Here is a 20,946-nt window from a genome sequence, read left to right on the forward strand (position 1 = left end):
TCGCCGATAGCCCCTGCGATCTTGGCTATCGGCGTACAAACCCACCGTATTACGCTTCCGCTTCTGAGTCGCCTTCCGCTTCGCTTTCTCCCAGCTCTTCTCGCATGGCAGCCAGCGCTTCACGACAGACGATCGCCAACGTGCGGTAGAATGCCGTCGCGGCATGGCTTTCCACTTTTCCGAGAAAACGATCGCTCCACGGCAATAGATACTTATCAAACAAGACGATTTGCGCCGCCGTTTCATCTTCCTGCGCCTGATCTTCCAGCCATGACGCTGCAAGCAGCAAACGCCCAAAATGGCCGACCGCGCCGTCATCTGGCGGCATGCCGCGCTGGTGCAGAAAGGTACGGATTTCTTCGTCATCGGCATCCGGTTCATAGGACGAACGCAACGGTGAAACAGAACCCTCTTGACTATCGAACAGCGCCTGAAAATCCGCCGCGATTGCGGGCAAATCCCCTCCCTTTTGCAAACGCGCCAGTAAGGCATCCTGCTCCAATGGCCATTGCTGCGCCAGCTTTCCCTCTTTAATCAGCGTCAATAGCGGTGTTAACACCGGATCCTGCGGCTGGCGATAAAACAGCGAACCCAGAATGCGACACACAATAGAAAATTCGTTCATTCATGACCTTATTGATCTTTAAGTGACAACGTCACAAATCAGCAAACTCAGTGATAACGGGCTTGCCACGTTGTTCAAGAAAATCCAGCACGCGTCGTGGGCTGACATTCAATATCTGCGCCTGCGGAAAATTCACTTCCTGCAAAATGCGCGCACAGTGGGTAAAATCGCCCAGCGAAAAAGCAATATGGGAATCAGAACCTAACGAGAGCCATCCCCCCGCGTCGCGTACCGCTTCGGCAATCGCCCGACAGTTCGGTTCACTGCCCTTACGCGAATGCGTGAAAGAGGAGTTATTCAGCTCCAGCGCGACATGGTACTTCGCGGCGGCTTCCGCAATCGCCCGGATATCGACGGGAAACTTCGGGTTACCGGGGTGACTGATGATATCTGCATCACCACGCGCCATTGTCGCTATCATGGCCGCGGTATGCGTGTCTTTGTCCTGGGGCGGAAAAACCGGCTCATGGAAACCGGCAATGATCACATCCATCTGATCCAACATCGGTCCGGTACAGTCGATCTCGCCGTCAATATTTTTAATATTGGCTTCAATGCCGCGCAGAATGCCGACGCCGTCAACCCGCCGCGGCCAGACGCGCATATTCATAAAGTGCCAGTAATGCGGGGCATCCGCCATATCAGGGCCATGATCGGTAATGGCAAACAGACGAATATTTTTCTGCTTTGCTTCAGCGATATAGTCATGCAACGTACTGTAAGCATGAGTACTGGCCACGGTGTGCATATGCAAATCGACGGGATACATAGGTTCTCCTAGGCAAACATTTACTTGCGATCATACCATTTTTACAGAGGTTCCGCAGCCCGGAGCGCTAAACCGCCACACATCATTAACACAAATGAAACATTGCGGTTCTCTCTCACCGCCAGCAGGATATACAAAATTGCGAACGGAAAATGGCGAGTAAAACAACAAATTGCGTTAACTTTAGCTAATCACGCCTACCGCATGAAGAAGTTGGTTGACGCTGTCCGGCAATTTTCCTACATTAGCGCCGTCCGCCGGTATGACATACCGCGAGACGACGGTGAGGTGTCCGAGTGGCTGAAGGAGCACGCCTGGAAAGTGTGTATACGTGAAAACGTATCGAGGGTTCGAATCCCTCCCTCACCGCCATATTTTACAGAAAAATCAATTTGTCCCGCATACAGTCATGCATACTAGCGCAAATGCTGCGCCAGCCAGTCACCCAGCGCCTGTAACTCGTTTTGCTGCTCAGGGAAGGTATTAATCAGTTCCTGACACGCCGTCGCCAGGCTCTCCGGGCGATAGGGAACGCCCTGTAATCCAGAAGCGAGCGCTTCCAGCGGCGTCGGATTCAGGCTATCGGTGTAAACCTGCGCTCGGACAATCCTCCCTCGCTCAACGTCGAAATGTAATTCAACTCCGCCCCAGCTAAACCGGTTATCTAACTGATGTGAGAAATCCGGTGCCTGACCGAAATTCCATTCCCAGCTGCTTTGGCGCGCAAATTGCTCACTGAACCCCGGTAAATCCGGATAGGCGGAAGGCGAAATGATTTCCGCCGCGCAGCGTTCGCCGAAGTAATCAAAAAAGGCCTGCGTAATCGCCTGACAAATGACTGAATGATCGACAGAAGGCAACAGCTCCACGAGATTGGCGACGCGGGAACGGACTGACGTAATTCCTTTGGCCTGAAGTTTCTTACTGTCCGGGTTTAAATAATCCGCTAAACGATTCAGGTCCGCATTCAGCAACAGCGTACCGTGATGAAAACCGCGATCTTTGGTTTCCCGATAGGCTGAACCGGAAACCTTACGCACGCCGTCTACGGTTTCCACGACCAGATCGTTACGACCTGACGCGCTGGCATTCAGCCCCAGTGAGGCGAGCGCATCCAGTACAATCTGCGTGGAGACGCGTTTATCGTATCCCGGCTTCCCGGCCATAAAGGTGAAACAGGTATTGCCGAGGTCATGAAAGACCGCACCGCCACCGCTGCTCCGCCTGGCCAGCTTGATGCCATCCTCTTCCATCCGCCGGGTATTGCACTCTTTCCACGGGTTTTGAGCACGACCAATGACCACCGTTTCGGCATTGCGCCACAAAAACAGCACCCGCTGCGTCGTCGGCATCTGGCGAAAGATGCACTCCTCGACGGCCAGATTAAACCAGGGATCGTAAGAATCCGAGATGAATAAACGCAGAGAGGACATGAGCGGCTCCATGCTGTAAGCATAATAAAAAGAGGGATTAGATGCGGCGAGCCTGCCAGTAAGCCCGTTTCCAGTACACATTCTCCAGCGACGAGCGGATGACGCCCTGGCTGGTGGAAGCATGAATAAACTGGTCGTCTTTATCATAAATGCCGACGTGCAACCCACTGCTGCCGCTGCCCGTTTTGAAAAAGACCAAATCGCCCGGTAGCAGATTATCGCGGTCAACGCGCTCGCCCAACGCCGTTTGCGCTTCCGTGGTGCGCGGCAGTTGCAGGCCAAACTTATCGCGAAATGTCAGATAGACAAACCCTGAGCAATCAACACCGTTACGATCCAGCCCGCCATAACGGTAAGGCGTCCTGTACCATTGCCCCAGTTGGTCGTTTAGCTGCACCATCACCATGATCGAATCGCTCAGACGCGCATTCGGCGGCGGATTATGATGCCGACTGCTACAGCCGACTAAAATCAGGCTGGCGAGAATCAAAACATGTCGTAGACGTATCATGTGCGATTACCAAAAAAACCAACGTTCCAAAGACGCGTCACGGCTGAAAATGGCGCTAAGTATCCGCTTAATTTAACGTTTAATCGGGTCGACTGACAAGTAAAGGCGATAATTCCTATTTTATGATGAAAGGGCTCAGACGCTGTGGGTGATAAGCCAATGTCGCCCCTCGACCACATACCGCTGGAACGCCACGCCGAAAACAGGGGACAACACCTCCGGCAACATGACTGCCGCCGTCTCGCCTTGCGCCACCAGTACGCCTGCCGACAGTAACCACACGCGATCGGCATGATGCAGGCTGTGGTTCAGATCGTGTGCGCAAACCGCGACCGTCATGCCTGAACGACAAAGTTCGCTCAGCAATGTATCCAGCGCCGCCTGTTGAGCCACATCCAGACTGTTGGTCGGCTCGTCCAGCAAGAGCAAACGCGCATGCGGATTGAGCGTCGGCCAAATCTGCAATAGCGCCGCGGCCAGCCGAACGCGCTGCCATTCACCACCCGATAGCTGCGTGAGCGGACGCGCCAGTTTGTCGCTCAGCAACAGGCGCTGCGCCAGAACCTGCACCACCTCTTCTACCGCCGCTTCCTGAGCCAACGGCGGCTGGTGCAGTCGCCAATACTGGAACACCGGCATGGTGGCCAGCGGCGGTTGCTGCTGTGCCAGATAGGCGCGCCGCACGGCTAAATCCGCCGCCGAATACTGTGACAACGGCGTACCGTCCAGATAAACCTCGCCCTCGCCGGCCAGCAGACCGGCCACTCTCGCCAGCAGGGTGCTTTTCCCTGCGCCGTTCGGGCCAATGATGTGCAACAGTTCGCCACGGCGGCACGCCGCATTGATCGGCGACAAACGCGGCAGGACGCTGGCCTGCCGCAGTTGCAATAACGCAGGAGTCTGCTGCGTCACTTATTTTGCCAACGCGTCTTCAATCGCTTTCACAATGGTGTCATGATCAGGCGACATATCCGGCGCAAAGCGATCGATCACGCGTCCTTCGCGATCCACCAGAAATTTTTCAAAATTCCACAGGATGTCTTCCGGATGCTTAGGTTTGCGGCCCTTATTGACCAAACGCGCAAAAAAGTCACTTTTCCAGGTTCCGTTAGCCTCCGGCTGTTCGCGAATCAACCGTTGATACAGCGGGTGACGGTTCTCGCCGTTCACTTCAATCTTACTGAACATCGGGAACTGAACGCCAAAGGTGCCACGGCAAAACGCCTGAATTTCCGTCTCCGAGCCCGGCTCCTGCCCGGCAAACTCATTGGAGGGGAAGCCCAGCACGACCAGACCTTTATCGCGATAGGTTTCATAGAGTTTTTCCAACGCGTCATACTGTTTCGTCAGGCCGCATTTCGATGCGACGTTGACGACTAAAGCCACCTTCCCTTTAAACGCTTCAAACGTTGTCGCTTTCCCGTCGATGGTGGTCAGCGGAATCGCATAGATTTCATTACTCATCGTTTTGCTCCCTTTGGTTATAAAACAAGCGTGGGTAAAACAAACGCTGTCACTACAGTCGATTGCGTAATAACAGCCAGATAAACCACGGCGACCCCAGCGTAGCGGTAACCACGCCAATCGGCAACTCGGCTGCGCTCAGCGCAACGCGCGCCACCGTATCCGCCAGCAGCAGAACCCCGCCGCCGGCTAACGCGCAGCCGGTCAATAAATAACGCTGATCGGTCAACCCGCACAGCCGTAACATGTGTGGGATCACCAGACCAATGAATGCGATGATACCGGCCAACGCCACGCTCAGCCCAACCAGCACCCCCATGATCAACACGAGGATCGTGCGCCAGCGATAGACCGGAATACCTAGCTGACGCGCCTGAATCTCGCCCAGCGTCAATCCGTTCAACACCGCGCCCTGACGGCTCAGCCACAGCAGCAGCGGCAATAACGCCAACATCAGCCAACCGTGCCGCCAGTCAATGCCGCTAAAGCCGCCCATCATCCAATACATCAGTTGGCGTAAATCGAGGCTGGTACTGAAATAGACGGCCCAGGTCATCACGGCGCTACAGATGATCCCCAGCGCAATGCCGATCAGCAATAAGCGGGGGTTGGAAATAGGACGACGAGCAAAATGAAGCAACAGAAAGGTAATCAGCAACGCACCGATAATCGCGCTCAGGCTTAATGTCCAGACGGGAAGCAACCCCTGTCCCAGCAGCACCGTCAGCACCAGCGCGACGCCCGCGCCGTTCGCAACGCCCAAGAGTCCCGGTTCCGCCAGCGGGTTATCGAAGACAGCCTGCATAACGGCGCCCGACATCGCCAGACTCGCGCCCACCAGCAGCACCGCCAATGTTCTGGGCAGGCGTAACTGCCAGATAAAGAGCTGCTGGGCCTCATCCAGCCAGGCGGTTGGCCAAATCCAGCGCTCCCCGGCACACAGACTGATAAATAAGGTCAGCAAGAGAAACGCCAGCAATAGCGTCAGACTGCGGCGATCGCGCCGACGCTGACGTTGTTTTAACTGGCGGTAATGGGGGGGTTGAGTCGCATGTTTTAACAGGTACTCACCCGGCGGTAATGGCTGCATGGTTCACCGTCGCAAAGAATTCAGCGCACGAAAGAAAATGCTCCGTCACGGTTTTACCGCAAGGAGCATGCCTGAGCGTTGTCACGTATGTTAAACGATTTCGCTTCCCTTATACGCTAAATTTCTCTGCCGCCAAACGCCGCCGCGTCTGTTTCAGTCACTTGGTGCTGCACACCGCAATATAGTTAAGCTGGTTGCGATTGCGACGGAAGGTGTGAAACATGTTGAAGAACATACTGCGATTTTCTTTTTTCAGCGCATTCTTCACAATACGGGCGGCTCCCGTCAGCCCTTCATCATAGATCAGCCCTTGCGGCGTCAGCAGCGTCATCGCGCCGTGATCGTAGTGCACTTTGCTGAAGCCACACGCCTGAAATAGCGCGACCCAACGTTCACGCAGCATCGGCTGGGCATGTACGTTGATCGCCTTGTGCATCTGTTCTACCGCCTGTAGCGCCCCGCTATCCTTTTCAGACAGCAGCATGATATCGTGCGTAATCAAACGGCCCCCCGGTTTTAATACGCGGTAGTATTCGGCAATAATGCGGCTCTTGGCTTTATCGGCATACATGGTCAGCATGGCTTCATTGATCACCACGTCAAAGTGATTATCGGGGAACGGCAGTTCCAGCGCATTTGCCTGTTTAATCGTCACCTGAGATGACAAACCGTTTGCCGCAACGTTTTCCTGCGCCTTCTGTAACGCCGCGTTATCCATATCGACCCCAATGACCTGACAGCCAAAACGACGGGCGATCTCCATGGCGGTGGTGCCCATATTACAGGCGACTTCCAGCACGATGCTATCCTGCCGAAACCCAGCCTGATTGAGCAGCCACTCCGTAGCCTTTCTGCCGCCGGGACGTAGACGTTGTTTCCCCAGTCGGGCTAAAAATTTGTGCCCTGCTTCATGATTGCTCATCCTGTTGCTCCTTATTACTATCACCCTTTAGTGGACTTTCACTGTCTTCAACATTGTCAGCAACATGCGCGACGCTTGTTTGGCATCAACGGCATGAGGGATGTTGGCTGGCATACGCACCAGCGTGCCAGGTTGCGCAACGATCGGCTTACCGTCGATCGTCAGCAACAACTCGCCGTCAAGCACCATAACGAGCGCATCATAAGGCGCGCTGTGTTCGCTCAGCCCCTGCCCCTGATCGAAGGCAAACAACGTAACATTACCACCGTCGGTGCGGGCCAGCACGCGGCTGGCGATACCGTGTTCGGTTGGGGTAATCAACTCATGGAGCACCAGCGCCTGTGCGGCGGGAAGGGTATTTTCTTTCATGGAAACTCTCCGCTATTGTCAATTCGGTGAGCGCGTTTTTGCTTGCCGAATCTATGCAAGTGATTATTATTTTCATTTACTATTTCAATAGTAATATCCGCCTCTGGGAGGGCAAATGACATTTGTCAAAAAGGCGTTGTCGCCCGATGAATATGGCGAGGTGCTGTTTCAGCATGACTGGATGCGCGATGAGCCGAGCGATGTGGTGTGTGCGCTTTTGGCCAAAAGTGAACGCCTGTTTTTCCGGCAGGACGACATCCTGTTTCGCGAAGGCGACAAAATGCAGCACTGTTTGCTGGTTGAAGCGGGAAGGTTGCAGGCTTTTCGCCATACTTATGGCGGGGATGAGAAAATTTTCGGGCAGTTTGCTCGCGGAGAGTTTGTAGCTATCGCCGCGGTATTTATGGATCACGGCCGCTTCCCGATGAACATTCGTGCGCTGAGCGACGGCCACACGCTGATGATCCCACGGCAGGATATTCACCAGTTTTGTTTACAACGCCCGGCGCTGGCGCTGCGTTTGCTCAACTATTTAGGCAAGAAGCTCTATTCGACGATCAACCAGATCGACTGGCTGACGTCCAGCTCCGCGCCACAGCGACTGGCGGATTATCTGCTGCGGCAACGTCACATTCAGCAGACTCAGCATCTGACATTACCGGTGAGTCGTGGTCAGCTCGCGACGTCATTGGGGATGCGCAGTGAAACATTGAGTCGCTTGATGTCCGACTGGAAGCGGCAAGGCCACATTACCTATCGTGGCCATCAGGTGGAATTGTGCGATCTGAATTTTTTGGAAGATCTGGCCGCCGAGGCCCGACGGACATTCTGATGTGCTAAGGCGACGCAGACGCAGCGCTAACGAACCGATAGAACCCTTTCAGATATACATTTTGACAATTGTCATTCCCGCATCATCGGAAAATCCACTACGCTTAGCTTAACGTTGATGAGATTAAGTCTCATTAATATGCCTGTCTGTCATAAGACATCGCGAGGGTCACGTTATGCTGAGCTTTCTCCGACGAACACTGTCACGCCATGACCGCCTGTCGCCACCGCATCCACACGCGGTCTCGCCGACAGAAACCGCTGCACACGCTCACTGTAGCGAGAGTGAGTATTGTTTCTTTAACCACGCCGCCATGTTGCCGTTCGATCAGATCGAGGAATGCTGCTGTGCCAAGGATAGGCAAGAGAAAACGCCACATTCACACAATTCATGACGTTTTCGCTGTTTACCGGCGCTTAAAACTTGATGCTTCTGCCGCGCGTCAGCCAGGCGCCCACGAATTCAGGCACCACCGTGCTGGCCGGGCCATAGATTTTTTCATCAAACTGGCTCTCAACCTGGCTAGGCTCCAGGTTCAGCTCCAGCGTATAAGCGCCGTGCGAATGCGCCTCATGCACAAAACCGGCGGCGGGATACACATGCCCGGATGTGCCGATGGCAATAAAATAATCCGCCTGTGACAGCGCATGATAAATCTTGTCCATGTGCAACGGCATTTCGCCAAACCACACGATATGCGGACGCAAAAGCGCGGGAAACTGGCAACAGTGGCAGCGTTCGCCAACGGCGAGATCGCCCGTCCAGTCAAAAATCTGCCCGCTTTGACTACAGCGTACTTTCAGCAGCTCACCGTGCATATGGATCACCCGCTGGCTCCCGGCGCGCTCATGCAGATTGTCAATGTTTTGCGTAATCAAGAGGAAATTATCTTCCAGCATCGCTTCCAAATTCGCCAGCGCCAGATGCGCGGCATTGGGCACAATTTCCGGCTGCTGTAGCTGGCGACGGCGGGCGTTATAAAACGACTGCACCAGCTCAGGGTTGCGCTGAAAGCCTTCCGGCGTCGCCACGTCTTCGACGCGATGCTCTTCCCACAGGCCATCGCCCGCACGAAAAGTACGGATGCCCGATTCCGCCGAAATGCCTGCCCCCGTCAGGACCACCACCCGAGGTTTTTTCACTTCGCTCGCCGCCAGATAATCCCGATGAAAGATACGCGCACGAAGACGCTGCTGCCGCATACGTTTCCCCTGACGGAAACGCCCTAATCGTTGAAGCGTATACATTCTTGCTCCTGCTAGTTATCCATTAAGTGTAGCAAAGCGGCGCCGCGCACGCCGCCCGCGTCGCCGTGACGCGCTTTTTCTATGCGTGGCAATCTGGCGATCGGTAAAAGTCGTGAAGGAAGACGCGTCGGCAAAATTTGATAAATTTCATCAAAATTCGACAGGCCGCCGCCCAATACCAACAGATGCGGGTCGAACAGCGTCAGCAGATTCCCCAGACAGGCCGCCAGCAAATCCATAAAGCGATCGACAAATTCCAGCGCTTTTGATTCTCCGCCGCGATAATGGCGGATAATGGTCACAGCAGGCAGGGCTTCGCCATACAGGTGCTCGTAGAGCCATTCAAATCCACGTCCGGAGATATAGTTCTCGATACAGCCGGATTGTCCACAGCCGCATTCGACGCGGGGAATATCGGCCCCGATGACATCCAGCGCATCGGACGGTAAGCGCAGGTGACCAAACTCGCCGGCGATGCCGTTACGTCCCTCGACCGGACGCCCGTCAACCACCAACCCACCGCCCAGCCCCGTACCCAGGATTATTCCCATCACAACAGGATAAGAACGAAACTCGGCGTCCCAGGCTTCCGACAAGACAAAACAGTTGGCATCGTTGTTGATACGCACCTCTCGCTGCAAACGCTGTGACAAATCAACGCGCAGCGGTTTTCCCATCGTCGCGGGCAGGTTGGCGGTAAAAAGCGCGCCGTCTTCGCCGGTTTGCATTCCCGGCACGCCAATGCCGATTTTCCCCTGCGTGCCGACCTGCGCATCGGCTTCGTGCGCCAGTTCAATCAGCGTCGCGAGCAGCTCATCATAACTATGACGCGGAGTCGGCACCCGCTTTTGCCACACTTTGTTCAACTCGGCATCAAACACGCCAAGCTCAATTTTCGTGCCGCCCATGTCAAAACCGTAGTACATGATCGCTCCTTAGGGTGTCATGATTTCCCACACGATTGGGGGGCTCCCCTCATACTGAAAGCCGCACTGGCGTTGTCAGATGATCGCGTGCCGTCCCCTCATTCACGGTAGCAGGAAAGACCGCGGGCTGCCCACTTTCGTTACTGTCCGCTCAGTACGCGTGCAGGGTCAATCCGGCTGGCACGCCGCGCCGGATACCAACTGGCGATCAGGCTGAGTACCAACGACGTGCCCAGCACAATAACCACATCCATCACGTGCAACTCCGACGGCAGAAAATCAATAAAATAGATATCGCCGGACAGTAACTTATGGCCGATCAGCGCTTCAATACCGCGAATGATCGTCGTCAGTTGCAATGCGGCGATGACGCCGAACACGGCGCCTATCACGCTGCCTAACAGCCCCGCCAGCAGCCCGTACCAGACAAAAATGGCGCGAATCAGCCCGTCAGATGCCCCCAGCGTGCGCAGTACGGCGATGTCGCTGCTTTTGTCTTTCACCGCCATCACCAGAGTTGAAACAATGTTAAAACAGGCCACGCCAATCACCAGGATCATCGCCAGATACATGATGGTTCTCACCATCTGGATATCCCGATACATATAACCATAGGTGCCAATCCAGCTACTAATGTAGACATAGGCATTCGTCACCTTGCCCGCTTCACGGACCAGCGTATTGGCGGAGAAAACGTCGTCGGCCTTGATGGCGATCCCCGTCACGCTCTGCCCCATGTCCAGATACTGCTGGGCATCCGTGAGCGGAACCAGCGCCAGACTATGATCGAGCTGCCCGCTCAGTTGCAAAATGCCGCTTACCTGTAGCCGGATGCGTTTCGGCTGCATCAGCTTCATTTCCGGGTCACTGTTGGGGATCATCACCGTAACCCAATCCCCCTGCGCCACATTCAGCGCGTTAGCCACCCCCTGGCCAATAATTAACTGCTGCTCTCCCGCCCGGAAACGTGACCAGGCGTCATCTGACACATAGTCAGGTAAGGCGCTGAGACGGCGCTCCTGCTGCGGATCGACCCCTTTTACCTCCACAGCCTGAAGTTTCGCGCCGTTTTCCAATAACCCTGTGAAGCTGATATAAGGCACGGCAGCCGCCACGCCGGGCACCTGCTCTATTTTAGACAGCATAGTCTGCCAGCCATTAAACGGCGGGTTGACCGGTCTGATTTCGCCATGCGGAACGACCGCAAGGATCCGGTTATTCAGTTCGCGCTCAAAGCCATTCATCGCGCTCAGACCGACAATCAGCACCGCCACGCCCAGCGCGATCCCCAGCGTCGAAATCACCGAAATCAGCGAAACCATGCCGCCACTCCGACGGCCACGGCTAAAGCGCAGGCCAATCAGCAGCGAGAGCGGAGGAAATCTCATTGCCGCGCTCCCATCAGGGTCAGTTCCTGCTGTAACCGGCCATCGCGCATTTCCAACTGGCGCGTCAATCGGCTAGCCAGTTGCAGGTCATGCGTTACCACCAGAAAGGCTGTGCCCTGCCGGACGTTTAATTCGCCCAGCAGTTCAAAAATGGTGTCGGCGGTGCGCTGATCGAGGTTGCCGGTCGGCTCGTCCGCCAACACCAGCGAGGGGTTATTGACCAGCGCTCTGGCAATCGCAACGCGCTGCCGTTCGCCGCCGGACAGCTCCGACGAACGGTGGTGGCTGCGCGCCTCCAGCCCGACGGCAGACAACATTTCGCGTGCCTTATCCTGCGCCTGCGACGTCGGCGCGTTACCAATGAGCAACGGCATCGCCACGTTTTCCAACGCGGTGAAATCCGGCAGCAGATGGTGGAACTGATAAATAAACCCCAGTTCACGATTGCGTAAATCCGCTTTTGCCGCCGCTGAGAGCGAACTCAACGGCTGCCCTTTAAAGATAACCTCGCCGGACGTTGGCGTATCCAACCCGCCCAGCAGATGCAGCAGCGTACTTTTGCCGGATCCAGAACTTCCGACGATCGCCATCATCTCCCCGCGGTTCATCTCGAAGGAGACATCGCGCAGCACATCGGTAGACAACTTGCCGTCCTGATAGCGCTTGCACAGGTTACTGCACTGCAATAACGATAAATCACTCATAACGTAAAGCCTCTGCGGGTTGAACGGCGGCGGCGCGCCATGACGGGTAAAGTGTCGATAACAGGGCAATCACCATCGCGGAAACGGCGATCGTCGCCACCTGAACGGGATCGATCGCGACCGGCAACGCGGCGCCATCCAGCAATACGCCCAATACCGGCATCAGCGTATTCAACTGGCTGGCCAATAGCGCTCCCAGCAATGCCCCCAGCAGCGCGCCAATCACGCCAGCGCTGCCCCCCTGCACCATAAACACCGCCATGATCTGACGTTGCGTCAGCCCCTGCGTTTGCAAAATGGCGACCTCTCCCTGTTTTTCCATCACCAGTAAACCCAGCGAGGTAATAATATTGAATGCGGCCACGGCGACGATCAGACTGAGCAGCAGTCCCATCATATTTTTCTCCATGCGCACCGCCTGAAACAGTTCGCCCTTACGCTCGCGCCAGTCTTTCCAGACGGTGCCCTCCGGCAGCGCTTGTGTACTCAGCGAATCGACCGTCAGCGGTTTTTCCAGCCATAAACGCCAGCCGGTAATATTGCCTGCCGGATAACGCATCAGGCGAGAGGCATCCTGCTGATTCACCAGCAGCTGGTAGCTATCGACTTCACTATTCGCGGCAAACGTACCGGCAACGGTGAAAATACGCTGACTGGGAATACGGCCCATCGGCGTCAGTTGGCTGGCGCTCGTCACCATCATGCGCAGCCGATCGCCGATGTTAACCCCCAGCTGTTCGGCCAGTTTTTCTCCCAAAATCACCTGATACTGACCGGATTGAAGCTGCTGCTGCCTGACATTGACCAGATAGCGCGAGAGCGGCTCCGGTTGGTCTGGTTCAATGCCCAGCATCACGCCGACGGCGACGCTGCGGGCGCTTTGCAGCACCACATCGCCCGTCGTCAGCGGCGCAACGCGCGTCACGCCCATCAGCGAATTTAAAGCGGAGGCAGGGATCGCCGTAGGGTTCAACGACCCTTGCGGCGTCGAGATCAGCGCCTGAGGCATCACGCCGAGAATGTTATCCTCCAGTTCGCGCTCGAAGCCGTTCATCACGGAAAGCACGGTGACCAGCGCCATCACCCCCAGCGTGATGCCAATGGCGGATAACCAGGAGACAAACCGGCCAAAGCGGTCTGATGCGCGCCCACGCATGTAGCGCAGGCCAATAAATAAAGCGACAGGTTGATACATGAAATCCGTCTGGATAAGGTTGCCAAAGCAAAGTGATCAAGGATAATAAAGGGTAGTACTGCTTTATGGAACCCTAACGCCCTCACTCTACGGCTTTTTCTTATTCCTGGCCGGATGCAGGGAGGCGAGACCAGATAACTTGATGATGCCTGAAAATTACCGTTATTCGCTGCCATCCAAAGCGGGTGAACAGCGCCTGCTGGGCCAGTTAACCGGCGCGGCCTGCGCCGTTGAATGTGCAGAGATCGTTGAACGCCACGCCGGACTGGTGGTGCTTATCGCTCCTGATATGCAAAACGCCTTGCGCTTGCGTGATGAAATTCAACAATTTACCGAACAGCATGTCACCACGCTGTCAGACTGGGAAACGCTACCCTACGACAGTTTTTCTCCCCATCAGGAAATCATTTCAACCCGTCTTGCCACGCTCTATCAACTGCCCCACATGACGGAGGGCGTGCTGATTCTGCCGGTCAACACGTTGATGCAGCGCGTCTGTCCGCACAGTTTTCTGCACGGCCATGCGCTGATGCTAAAAAAAGGTCAGCGCCTCTCACGCGACAAACTGCGCTCGCAGTTGGAGCAAGCGGGCTACCGCAGCGTCGATCAGGTCATGGAACACGGTGAATACGCCACGCGCGGCGCGCTGCTAGACCTGTTCCCCATGGGGAGCGAAGAACCTTACCGTATCGATTTCTTTGACGACGAGATCGACAGCCTGCGCCTGTTCGATGTCGACACTCAGCGCACGCTGAATGAAGTGCCGCACATTAACCTGCTGCCCGCGCACGAATTCCCGACCGATAAAGCCGCCATTGAACTTTTCCGCAGCCAGTGGCGCGAGCAGTTCGAAGTCCGACGCGATGCCGAGCATATTTACCAACAGGTCAGCAAAAGCGTCTGGCCCGCCGGGATCGAATACTGGCAGCCGCTATTCTTCGATGAACCATTGCCGTCGCTGTTCAGCTACTTCCCGGACAACACACTGATCGTGAATACGGGCAATATCGAACAGAGCGCCGAGCGCTTCTGGCAGGATATTCAACAGCGTTTTGAAAGTCGCCACGTCGATCCCATGCGCCCGTTGTTGCCGTCCGAATCATTGTGGCTGCGTGTCGACAGCCTGTTCGCCGAACTGAAAGCGTGGCCGCGCGTGCAGCTAAGAACCGACACGCTGCCGGAAAAAGCCGCCAACGTGAATCTGGCCTATCTGCCGTTGCCGGATCTGGCGATTCAGCACCAGCAAAAATCCCCGCTGGATGCGCTACGCCGTTTTATCGAACCGTTCGAGGGGCAGGTCATTTTCTCCGTCGAGAGCGAAGGCCGTCGCGAAACGCTGCAAGAGCTGCTGGCGCGCGTGAAGTTAAACCCTACGCTCATTAACACGCTGGAGCAGGCTCAGGAACGTGGCACATACCTGATCATCGGCGCCAGCGAACACGGCTTTATCGACACGCTGCGCCAGCGCGCCTTAATCTGCGAAAGCGATCTGCTGGGCGAGCGCGTCAGCCGTCGGCGTCAGGATAATCGTCGCACGATCAACACCGATACGCTGATCCGCAATCTGGCGGAACTACGGCCGGGGCAGCCTGTCGTCCATCTCGAACACGGCGTGGGTCGCTATGCCGGGCTGACCACGCTGGAAGCGGGCGGCATCAAGGCCGAATACCTGATTTTAACCTATGCAGGCGAAGACAAACTGTACGTTCCCGTCTCCTCGCTGCATTTAATCAGCCGCTACGCGGGCGGCGCCGATGAGAACGCGCCGTTGCATAAACTGGGCGGCGATGCGTGGTCGCGCGCGCGGCAAAAAGCGGCGGAACGCGTGCGCGACGTGGCCGCCGAGCTGCTGGATATTTACGCCCAGCGCGCGGCAAAAAGCGGTTTTGCCTTCAAACACGACAAAACGCAGTACCAGCTTTTCTGCGAGAGTTTTCCCTTCGAAACCACCCCCGATCAGGCGCAGGCCATCAACGCCGTGCTGAGCGACATGTGTCAGCCGCTGGCGATGGATCGTCTGGTGTGTGGCGACGTCGGCTTTGGTAAAACCGAGGTGGCGATGCGCGCCGCGTTTCTGGCGGTTGAAAACCATAAGCAGGTTGCCGTGCTGGTGCCGACGACGCTACTGGCGCAACAGCATTTTGACAACTTTCGCGATCGCTTCGCCAACTGGCCGGTGAAGATTGAAATGATCTCCCGTTTCCGCAGCGCGCGCGAACAAACGCAGGTGCTGGAGGAAACGCAGGAAGGCAAAGTCGATATTCTGATCGGCACCCATAAGCTGCTACAGAGCGACGTGCGCTGGCGCGACTTAGGGTTGCTGATTGTGGACGAAGAGCACCGCTTCGGCGTGCGTCACAAAGAGCGCATCAAAGCGATGCGGGCAAACGTAGATATCCTGACGCTCACCGCCACGCCGATCCCGCGTACCCTCAACATGGCAATGAGCGGGATGCGCGATCTGTCGATCATCGCCACCCCCCCCGCCCGTCGTTTAGCGGTGAAAACGTTCGTGCGCGAATACGACAATCTGGTGGTGCGCGAAGCCATCCTGCGCGAAATTCTGCGCGGCGGACAGGTGTATTACCTCTATAACGATGTCGAGAATATCGAGAAAGCCACCCAGCGGCTGGCGGAGCTGGTGCCGGAAGCACGCATCGCTATCGGTCATGGTCAGATGCGCGAACGTGAGCTGGAACGGGTCATGAATGATTTCCATCATCAGCGCTTCAACGTGCTGGTGTGTACCACCATCATCGAAACCGGCATCGACATCCCGAGCGCCAACACCATCATTATTGAGCGTGCCGACCACTTCGGACTGGCACAGCTTCACCAGTTGCGCGGCCGCGTCGGGCGTTCTCACCATCAGGCTTACGCCTACCTGCTAACGCCGAATCCCAAAGCGATGAGCACCGATGCGCAGAAGCGTCTGGAGGCGATCGCTTCGCTGGAAGACCTGGGTGCGGGCTTCGCGCTGGCAACACACGATCTGGAAATCCGCGGCGCAGGCGAACTGCTTGGAGAAGACCAGAGCGGACAAATGACCAGCATCGGATTCTCGCTGTATATGGAGCTGCTGGAGAGCGCCGTCGATGCGCTGAAGGCTGGCCGGGAACCGTCGCTGGAAGATCTCATCAACAGCCAGACCGACGTCGAACTGCGTTTACCCGCCCTGCTACCCGACGATTTTATTCCCGACGTCAATACGCGCCTGTCGCTGTACAAACGCATCGCCAGCGCGAAAACCCGTGTCGAGCTGGACGAGCTGAAGGTCGAGTTGATCGATCGCTTTGGCCTGCTTCCCGATGCAAGCCGCTATCTGTTGCAGATTGCCGCGCTGCGCCAGCAGGCGCAGGCGCTGGGTATTCGTCGTATTGAAGGAAACGAAAAAGGAGGATTTATCGAATTCAGCGAGCAGAACCGCGTCGATCCGTCCCACCTCATCGGCCTGTTACAACGCGACCCGGCGACCTACCGTCTTGATGGTCCGACCCGCTTGAAATTCATGAAGGATTTGAGCGATCGCCCACAGCGCATTGAATTCATCGCGTCACTGCTGGAGAACATGGCGCAGCACACGCTGGCGGCCTGAGAATGGCGCAAGGGAAGGCATGTTATGATATAACATAGCCTTCTTATTCCTGTAACAAAAACGTCATGCGTATAAAGTAACGTGTCGGGGATCTTTCTGATTGTAATATTTCACTACAAAGGATTATCCCCATGCGTATCTCTTCCTCTGCCCTGTTGGTTTTTTCACTCAGCGTCCCGCTGGCGACTCAGGCCGTCGCGCAAGATGCCTCACCGAACAAGGCAAAAAACGTCATCCTGCTGATCTCTGACGGCGCGGGCATCAATACCTGGCATGCCGCCAGCTATTATCGTCACGGGGCGTTAGGCCATGAAGTCTACGATGATTTCGACATCAAGCTGTTCGCCTCTACGCATCCGCTTAACACGTCGAATGTCCCGACCCATTCGCAGGACGGCGCCGTCACGTTCGATGCTGAAAAAATATGGGGAAAGGATAAGTCGGACAGCGTTTTCAAGGGCAGTCTGGGTAACTATCCCGGCTATTTTTCCGGCTATGACTATCTGCGCGCCGACTACACCGACAGCGCCGCCGCTGCGACTGCTCTGGCATCAGGCCATAAAACCTATAACAACGCGATCAACTGGTCTAATGACAATCAAAAACTGAAACACATTGGCGAGTACGCGGTAGAAAATGGCAAGGCATTAGGCGTCATCACCTCCGTTCAGTGGAGCCATGCCACGCCAGCCGGTTTTCTGGCGCACAATGCCAGCCGAAACGACTATGCCGCCATTGGTAAAGAGATTATCGAATCGGGGCTGGCCACGGTAGTCATGGGATCAGGACATCCGTTCTACGACCAAAATGGTCAGGCCATTAAACCTAAAAACGACAAAGCCTATCGCTATGTCGGCGGTAAAGAAGAATGGGACCGTCTGATCGCGGGCAAAACCGCCTACAAACATATCGAGACGAAAGCGGATTTCATCGCGCTGGCTGACGGTAAGCTGAACATGGGCAATAAAAGCAAGCTGATGGGGACGGTGCAAAACAACGCGACGTTACAGTTCAACCGCGATGGCGTCAGCGCAGGCAACCTGCTTCCTAATCAACCCGACCTTGCCACCATGACCAAAGGCGCCCTGAATCTGGTCGCGAAGAATCCGAACGGATTCCTGCTGATGGTAGAAGGTGGCGCGGTAGACTGGGCGGCTCATGCCAATAACCTGCCGCGCTTAATAGAAGAACAAATCGATTTTAACCTGGCGGTTGAAGCCGTCGCCAACTGGGTGGAAGAAAACAGCTCGTGGGATGAAACGCTGGTGATTGTGACCACCGACCATGGGAATGGTCTTCTGCAAGGCCCTGACTCGAATACTCACGCCTACTCTGACATTGTGAATCAGGGGGCTGGCGCACTGCCGCTGGTACGCTGGCACACCGATACCCACACGCGCGAACTGGTGCCGGTATACGCCAAAGGCCCGGGCGCGGACTTCCTGACCAACGTGGCCAAGCCTAATCCCGGTCTAGCGACTTACCATGTGCCGGAAGAGAGCCAGCACTTCGTCGATAACACCGATATTTTCCGCACGGTTGCGAACGCATTCGGCATTGCCACCCCACAGGCTAAGTAAGCCATCACATGAGGCTGTGCGGGGCTTACCCCCTGCACAGCCAATGCTAATCCCGTATAAGAGAACGTATTCATTCATGTTGACGCAAAAACCGACACTTTCCCGGCCGCGCTGGACGCTTCTTCCCCTGCTGCTGTGTTCAGCGCTGCTCTCATCTCTGTTTACCGTCCACGCCGCCGAAAAACCACACGTGATGACGGCCAGCGATCAGGCCGAAGCACAGGTGATCCGTGCGGTTCGTCAAGGCGACCAGTTGAAAATCGACTTACGCTTTGAAACGGTAGCCGACACGTTCGGCGGCGAAATCATCTATGACGATTTATCCTCAGAGCGGATAGAGAATGACGTCTATCTTGAAGCGGAGGGGCAACGCTGGCCGCTGAGCGCCGCCGGGAAAGCGGCCGTAGCGAAAACGCTACGTCTTAACTTCAGCTATGACCGCAAGAAAAATCCCCGCGTCGGTAGTTGGCAAGGACTGTTTGTGGCCCCGCCGGCAACGGTCGAGCGTGTCACCCTCATTCTACCGGGCCTGCCGCCAATCCCTGATATTGTCATCATCAATCGCCCCTAAGGCCACCTTGCGAAACGCGTAACCCTGTTTAAGGCGATGATCGGGCAGCTCGCTGCCCGATGTGATGTCCATCGCGCATCTCCCTTTACAAGCCCTGCCGGAACGCAGTAAAGTCGCCAGCCTTTTATGGCCCGCCCTCTCTGGCGGTTCCCCTTCCCGGCGACGTTAAGCCTGTCTCCCGGAAATTTTTTATGGCATGGGGTCTTACTATGTTTATCGGTTTTGACTATGGCACCGCCAACTGTTCCGTAGCAGTGATGGATGCCGGTACGCCACGGCTCCTGTCGCTGGAAAACGGTTCGCCTTATCTTTCCTCTCTGCTCTGCGCCCCCGTGCGCGAAGTAGTCAGCGAATGGTTATGGCGCCACCATCAGGTCAATGCCGAGGGCGAGAATGCGCTGTTGCTAAAACGCGCCATCAGCAACAACCGTGAGGAAGATATTCGCGTACAACCTGACAGTGTGAAATTCGGACGCGATGCGTTACGTCACTATATGGATGATCCGGAAGAGACATGGTTCGTTAAGTCGCCGAAGTCCTTCCTCGGCGCCGTCGGGCTGAAGGCGCAGCAGATTGCGCTGTTCGAAGATCTGGTCTGCGCCATGATGCTGCATATCCGCATACAGGCGGAAAGCCAGTTGGGCCAGCCTATTCGTCAGGCCGTCATCGGTCGTCCGATCAACTTTCAGCGCATCGGCGGCGAAGAAGCCAACCAGCAGGCGCAAGGGATTTTGGATCGTGCCGCGCACCGCGCCGGATTTGACGACGTCGTTTTTCAGTTCGAACCCGTGGCAGCCGGGCTGGATTTCGAATCCACGCTGACGGAAGAAACCCGCGTCTTGGTCGTGGATATCGGCGGCGGAACCACCGACTGCTCCATGCTGCTGATGGGGCCCACGTGGCATCGGCAGCGTGAACGGACACAAAGTCTGTTAGGGCACAGCGGCTGCCGCGTCGGTGGTAACGATCTGGATATCATGCTTGCGTTCAAACAGCTGATGCCGCTGTTGGGTATGAACAGCGAAACGGAAAATGGCATCGCTCTGCCGATCATGACCTGGTGGAATGCGGTCGCGATTAACGATATTCCGGCGCAGAAAGCGTTCCATAGCCGTGACAGCCGCACGTTAATCAACGAGATGATCCGCGATGCGCGCCAGCCTGAATTGGTGAAAAGACTGTTGACCGTGTGGCAACAGCGCCTGAGCTACCGCCTGATTCAGCTGGCGGAAGAGAGCAAAATTGCGCTTTCCAGTCAGCCGGAAACGGCGGCGGACTTGCACTTTATCGAACCGGGCCTGACAACCTCGATTCATGTTGATGAACTCAATGCCGCGCTCGACAATCCGCTCACGCGCATTCAGCAGCAGGTGACGCTGGCATTAGAAACTAGTCAGACCCGACCGGATGTCATCTACCTGACCGGCGGTAGCGCACGCTCGCCCCTGTTGCGTCAGGCCATTCAGCAATTGCTTCCCGATATTCCTATCGCCAGCGGCAACGATTTTGGTTCCGTGACCGCCGGACTGGCGCGCTGGGCGGAAATTCTCTTTCGCCGTTAAGCTCCCTGTGCGGTATCTTGGCGTGTTGACGATGGGTATCGCACTTGGCTCAGGGGGCGGAAGCCTGTTTCAGAACCAGTGGCTGACCATAAAAAAACCGCGAGCACACATCTTCAGGTGTCTCGCGGTTTGCAAACAAGGTGTCAGCGCTAAAGCGTCGATA

At 56.0% G+C, this 20,946-nt stretch carries 19 protein-coding genes and 1 tRNA gene; 6 read left to right on the forward strand and 14 right to left on the reverse strand.

Annotation, left to right across the window (positions count from 1 at the left end):
- Positions 1–49: 49 nt before the first annotated feature.
- A complete protein-coding gene (locus tag EDC54_RS06755) occupies positions 50–625 on the reverse strand; it encodes a TorD/DmsD family molecular chaperone (RefSeq protein WP_132454526.1) in 576 nt (191 codons plus the stop codon).
- A gap of 31 nt (positions 626–656) precedes the next feature.
- Positions 657–1,394: a phosphatase gene (locus EDC54_RS06760; RefSeq protein WP_132454527.1), complete on the reverse strand. Its 738-nt coding sequence runs from the start codon at positions 1,392–1,394 to the stop codon at positions 657–659.
- Between the two features lie 282 nt (positions 1,395–1,676).
- Between EDC54_RS06760 and EDC54_RS06765 the strand changes: the two genes are divergently transcribed.
- A tRNA-Ser gene (locus tag EDC54_RS06765) sits at positions 1,677–1,766 on the forward strand.
- 44 nt (positions 1,767–1,810) lie between these two features.
- Here EDC54_RS06765 and EDC54_RS06770 read toward each other — a convergent pair.
- The 7 genes from EDC54_RS06770 to EDC54_RS06800 all read right to left on the reverse strand — a co-directional run bounded on the left by EDC54_RS06770 (position 1,811) and on the right by EDC54_RS06800 (position 7,183).
- On the reverse strand, positions 1,811–2,827 hold the full coding sequence (locus EDC54_RS06770) for a lipoate--protein ligase A (protein WP_132454529.1): 1,017 nt from the start codon (positions 2,825–2,827) through the stop codon (positions 1,811–1,813).
- A 37-nt stretch (positions 2,828–2,864) separates the two neighbouring features.
- Entirely contained in the window at positions 2,865–3,338 is a 474-nt protein-coding gene (locus EDC54_RS06775; RefSeq protein WP_132454531.1) for a C40 family peptidase, read from the reverse strand.
- A 135-nt stretch (positions 3,339–3,473) separates the two neighbouring features.
- Positions 3,474–4,250: a vitamin B12 ABC transporter ATP-binding protein BtuD gene (gene btuD, locus EDC54_RS06780; RefSeq protein ID WP_132454533.1), complete on the reverse strand. Its 777-nt coding sequence runs from the start codon at positions 4,248–4,250 to the stop codon at positions 3,474–3,476.
- Positions 4,251–4,802 (reverse strand): glutathione peroxidase, encoded by a 552-nt coding sequence (locus EDC54_RS06785; RefSeq protein WP_132454535.1) that lies wholly within the window; start codon positions 4,800–4,802, stop codon positions 4,251–4,253. It lies immediately after the preceding gene.
- Between the two features lie 52 nt (positions 4,803–4,854).
- Entirely contained in the window at positions 4,855–5,892 is a 1,038-nt protein-coding gene (gene btuC, locus EDC54_RS06790) for a vitamin B12 ABC transporter permease BtuC (RefSeq protein WP_132454537.1), read from the reverse strand.
- 157 nt (positions 5,893–6,049) lie between these two features.
- Positions 6,050–6,814 (reverse strand): class I SAM-dependent methyltransferase, encoded by a 765-nt coding sequence (locus EDC54_RS06795; protein WP_132454539.1) that lies wholly within the window; start codon positions 6,812–6,814, stop codon positions 6,050–6,052.
- A gap of 27 nt (positions 6,815–6,841) precedes the next feature.
- Positions 6,842–7,183: a cupin domain-containing protein gene (locus tag EDC54_RS06800; RefSeq protein ID WP_132454541.1), complete on the reverse strand. Its 342-nt coding sequence runs from the start codon at positions 7,181–7,183 to the stop codon at positions 6,842–6,844.
- 115 nt (positions 7,184–7,298) lie between these two features.
- Between EDC54_RS06800 and EDC54_RS06805 the strand changes: the two genes are divergently transcribed.
- Positions 7,299–8,015, forward strand: a complete 717-nt coding sequence (locus EDC54_RS06805; RefSeq protein ID WP_132454543.1) for a Crp/Fnr family transcriptional regulator — start codon at positions 7,299–7,301, stop codon at positions 8,013–8,015.
- A 416-nt stretch (positions 8,016–8,431) separates the two neighbouring features.
- Here EDC54_RS06805 and cobB read toward each other — a convergent pair whose 3' ends face one another.
- The 5 genes from cobB to lolC all read right to left on the reverse strand — a co-directional run bounded on the left by cobB (position 8,432) and on the right by lolC (position 13,475).
- Positions 8,432–9,262: a Sir2 family NAD+-dependent deacetylase gene (gene cobB / locus EDC54_RS06815; protein WP_132454547.1), complete on the reverse strand. Its 831-nt coding sequence runs from the start codon at positions 9,260–9,262 to the stop codon at positions 8,432–8,434.
- Between the two features lie 11 nt (positions 9,263–9,273).
- Entirely contained in the window at positions 9,274–10,188 is a 915-nt protein-coding gene (gene nagK, locus EDC54_RS06820) for an N-acetylglucosamine kinase (protein ID WP_132454549.1), read from the reverse strand.
- A 140-nt stretch (positions 10,189–10,328) separates the two neighbouring features.
- Positions 10,329–11,576, reverse strand: coding sequence for a lipoprotein-releasing ABC transporter permease subunit LolE (gene lolE / locus EDC54_RS06825; RefSeq protein ID WP_132454551.1), 1,248 nt, complete (start codon positions 11,574–11,576; stop codon positions 10,329–10,331).
- Complete coding sequence (gene lolD / locus EDC54_RS06830) at positions 11,573–12,280, reverse strand: lipoprotein-releasing ABC transporter ATP-binding protein LolD (RefSeq protein ID WP_132454553.1); 708 nt, start codon at positions 12,278–12,280, stop codon at positions 11,573–11,575. Before lolD ends, lolE begins: the two co-directional genes overlap by 4 nt.
- A complete protein-coding gene (lolC, locus tag EDC54_RS06835; protein WP_132454555.1) occupies positions 12,273–13,475 on the reverse strand; it encodes a lipoprotein-releasing ABC transporter permease subunit LolC in 1,203 nt (400 codons plus the stop codon). The genes lolD and lolC overlap by 8 nt, the downstream gene beginning before the upstream one ends.
- Positions 13,476–13,617: 142 nt before the next feature.
- Here lolC and mfd point away from each other — a divergent pair, with 142 nt between their 5' ends.
- From mfd to yegD, 4 genes are all read left to right on the forward strand, one after another.
- Positions 13,618–17,070, forward strand: a complete 3,453-nt coding sequence (mfd, locus tag EDC54_RS06840; RefSeq protein WP_196238440.1) for a transcription-repair coupling factor — start codon at positions 13,618–13,620, stop codon at positions 17,068–17,070.
- A 131-nt stretch (positions 17,071–17,201) separates the two neighbouring features.
- Positions 17,202–18,650 carry an alkaline phosphatase gene (locus EDC54_RS06845; RefSeq protein WP_132454557.1) on the forward strand — a complete coding sequence of 483 codons (1,449 nt, stop codon included), beginning with the start codon at positions 17,202–17,204 and terminating at the stop codon, positions 18,648–18,650.
- Between the two features lie 76 nt (positions 18,651–18,726).
- Positions 18,727–19,221 (forward strand): hypothetical protein, encoded by a 495-nt coding sequence (locus tag EDC54_RS06850; RefSeq protein WP_132454559.1) that lies wholly within the window; start codon positions 18,727–18,729, stop codon positions 19,219–19,221.
- 209 nt (positions 19,222–19,430) lie between these two features.
- Positions 19,431–20,783, forward strand: coding sequence for a molecular chaperone (yegD, locus tag EDC54_RS06855; RefSeq protein ID WP_132455128.1), 1,353 nt, complete (start codon positions 19,431–19,433; stop codon positions 20,781–20,783).
- Positions 20,784–20,946 lie beyond the last annotated feature (163 nt).

It is taken from the genome of Samsonia erythrinae, assembly GCF_004342665.1.
Classification (GTDB): Bacteria; Pseudomonadota; Gammaproteobacteria; order Enterobacterales; family Enterobacteriaceae; genus Samsonia; species Samsonia erythrinae.

Coding starts and splice junctions, on each gene's coding strand:
- EDC54_RS06760 (WP_132454527.1), bottom strand. CDS start 1,394: ATGTATCCCGTCGATTTGCATATGCACACCGTGGCCAGTACTCATGCT.
- EDC54_RS06775 (WP_132454531.1), bottom strand. CDS start 3,338: ATGATACGTCTACGACATGTTTTGATTCTCGCCAGCCTGATTTTAGTC.
- nagK (WP_132454549.1), bottom strand. CDS start 10,188: ATGTACTACGGTTTTGACATGGGCGGCACGAAAATTGAGCTTGGCGTG.
- EDC54_RS06845 (WP_132454557.1), top strand. CDS start 17,202: ATGCGTATCTCTTCCTCTGCCCTGTTGGTTTTTTCACTCAGCGTCCCG.
- cobB (WP_132454547.1), bottom strand. CDS start 9,262: ATGTATACGCTTCAACGATTAGGGCGTTTCCGTCAGGGGAAACGTATG.
- lolC (WP_132454555.1), bottom strand. CDS start 13,475: ATGTATCAACCTGTCGCTTTATTTATTGGCCTGCGCTACATGCGTGGG.
- EDC54_RS06805 (WP_132454543.1), top strand. CDS start 7,299: ATGACATTTGTCAAAAAGGCGTTGTCGCCCGATGAATATGGCGAGGTG.
- lolD (WP_132454553.1), bottom strand. CDS start 12,280: ATGAGTGATTTATCGTTATTGCAGTGCAGTAACCTGTGCAAGCGCTAT.
- EDC54_RS06755 (WP_132454526.1), bottom strand. CDS start 625: ATGAACGAATTTTCTATTGTGTGTCGCATTCTGGGTTCGCTGTTTTAT.
- yegD (WP_132455128.1), top strand. CDS start 19,431: ATGTTTATCGGTTTTGACTATGGCACCGCCAACTGTTCCGTAGCAGTG.
- EDC54_RS06795 (WP_132454539.1), bottom strand. CDS start 6,814: ATGAGCAATCATGAAGCAGGGCACAAATTTTTAGCCCGACTGGGGAAA.
- EDC54_RS06850 (WP_132454559.1), top strand. CDS start 18,727: ATGTTGACGCAAAAACCGACACTTTCCCGGCCGCGCTGGACGCTTCTT.
- EDC54_RS06770 (WP_132454529.1), bottom strand. CDS start 2,827: ATGTCCTCTCTGCGTTTATTCATCTCGGATTCTTACGATCCCTGGTTT.
- lolE (WP_132454551.1), bottom strand. CDS start 11,576: ATGAGATTTCCTCCGCTCTCGCTGCTGATTGGCCTGCGCTTTAGCCGT.
- EDC54_RS06785 (WP_132454535.1), bottom strand. CDS start 4,802: ATGAGTAATGAAATCTATGCGATTCCGCTGACCACCATCGACGGGAAA.
- mfd (WP_196238440.1), top strand. CDS start 13,618: ATGATGCCTGAAAATTACCGTTATTCGCTGCCATCCAAAGCGGGTGAA.
- btuC (WP_132454537.1), bottom strand. CDS start 5,892: ATGCAGCCATTACCGCCGGGTGAGTACCTGTTAAAACATGCGACTCAA.
- EDC54_RS06800 (WP_132454541.1), bottom strand. CDS start 7,183: ATGAAAGAAAATACCCTTCCCGCCGCACAGGCGCTGGTGCTCCATGAG.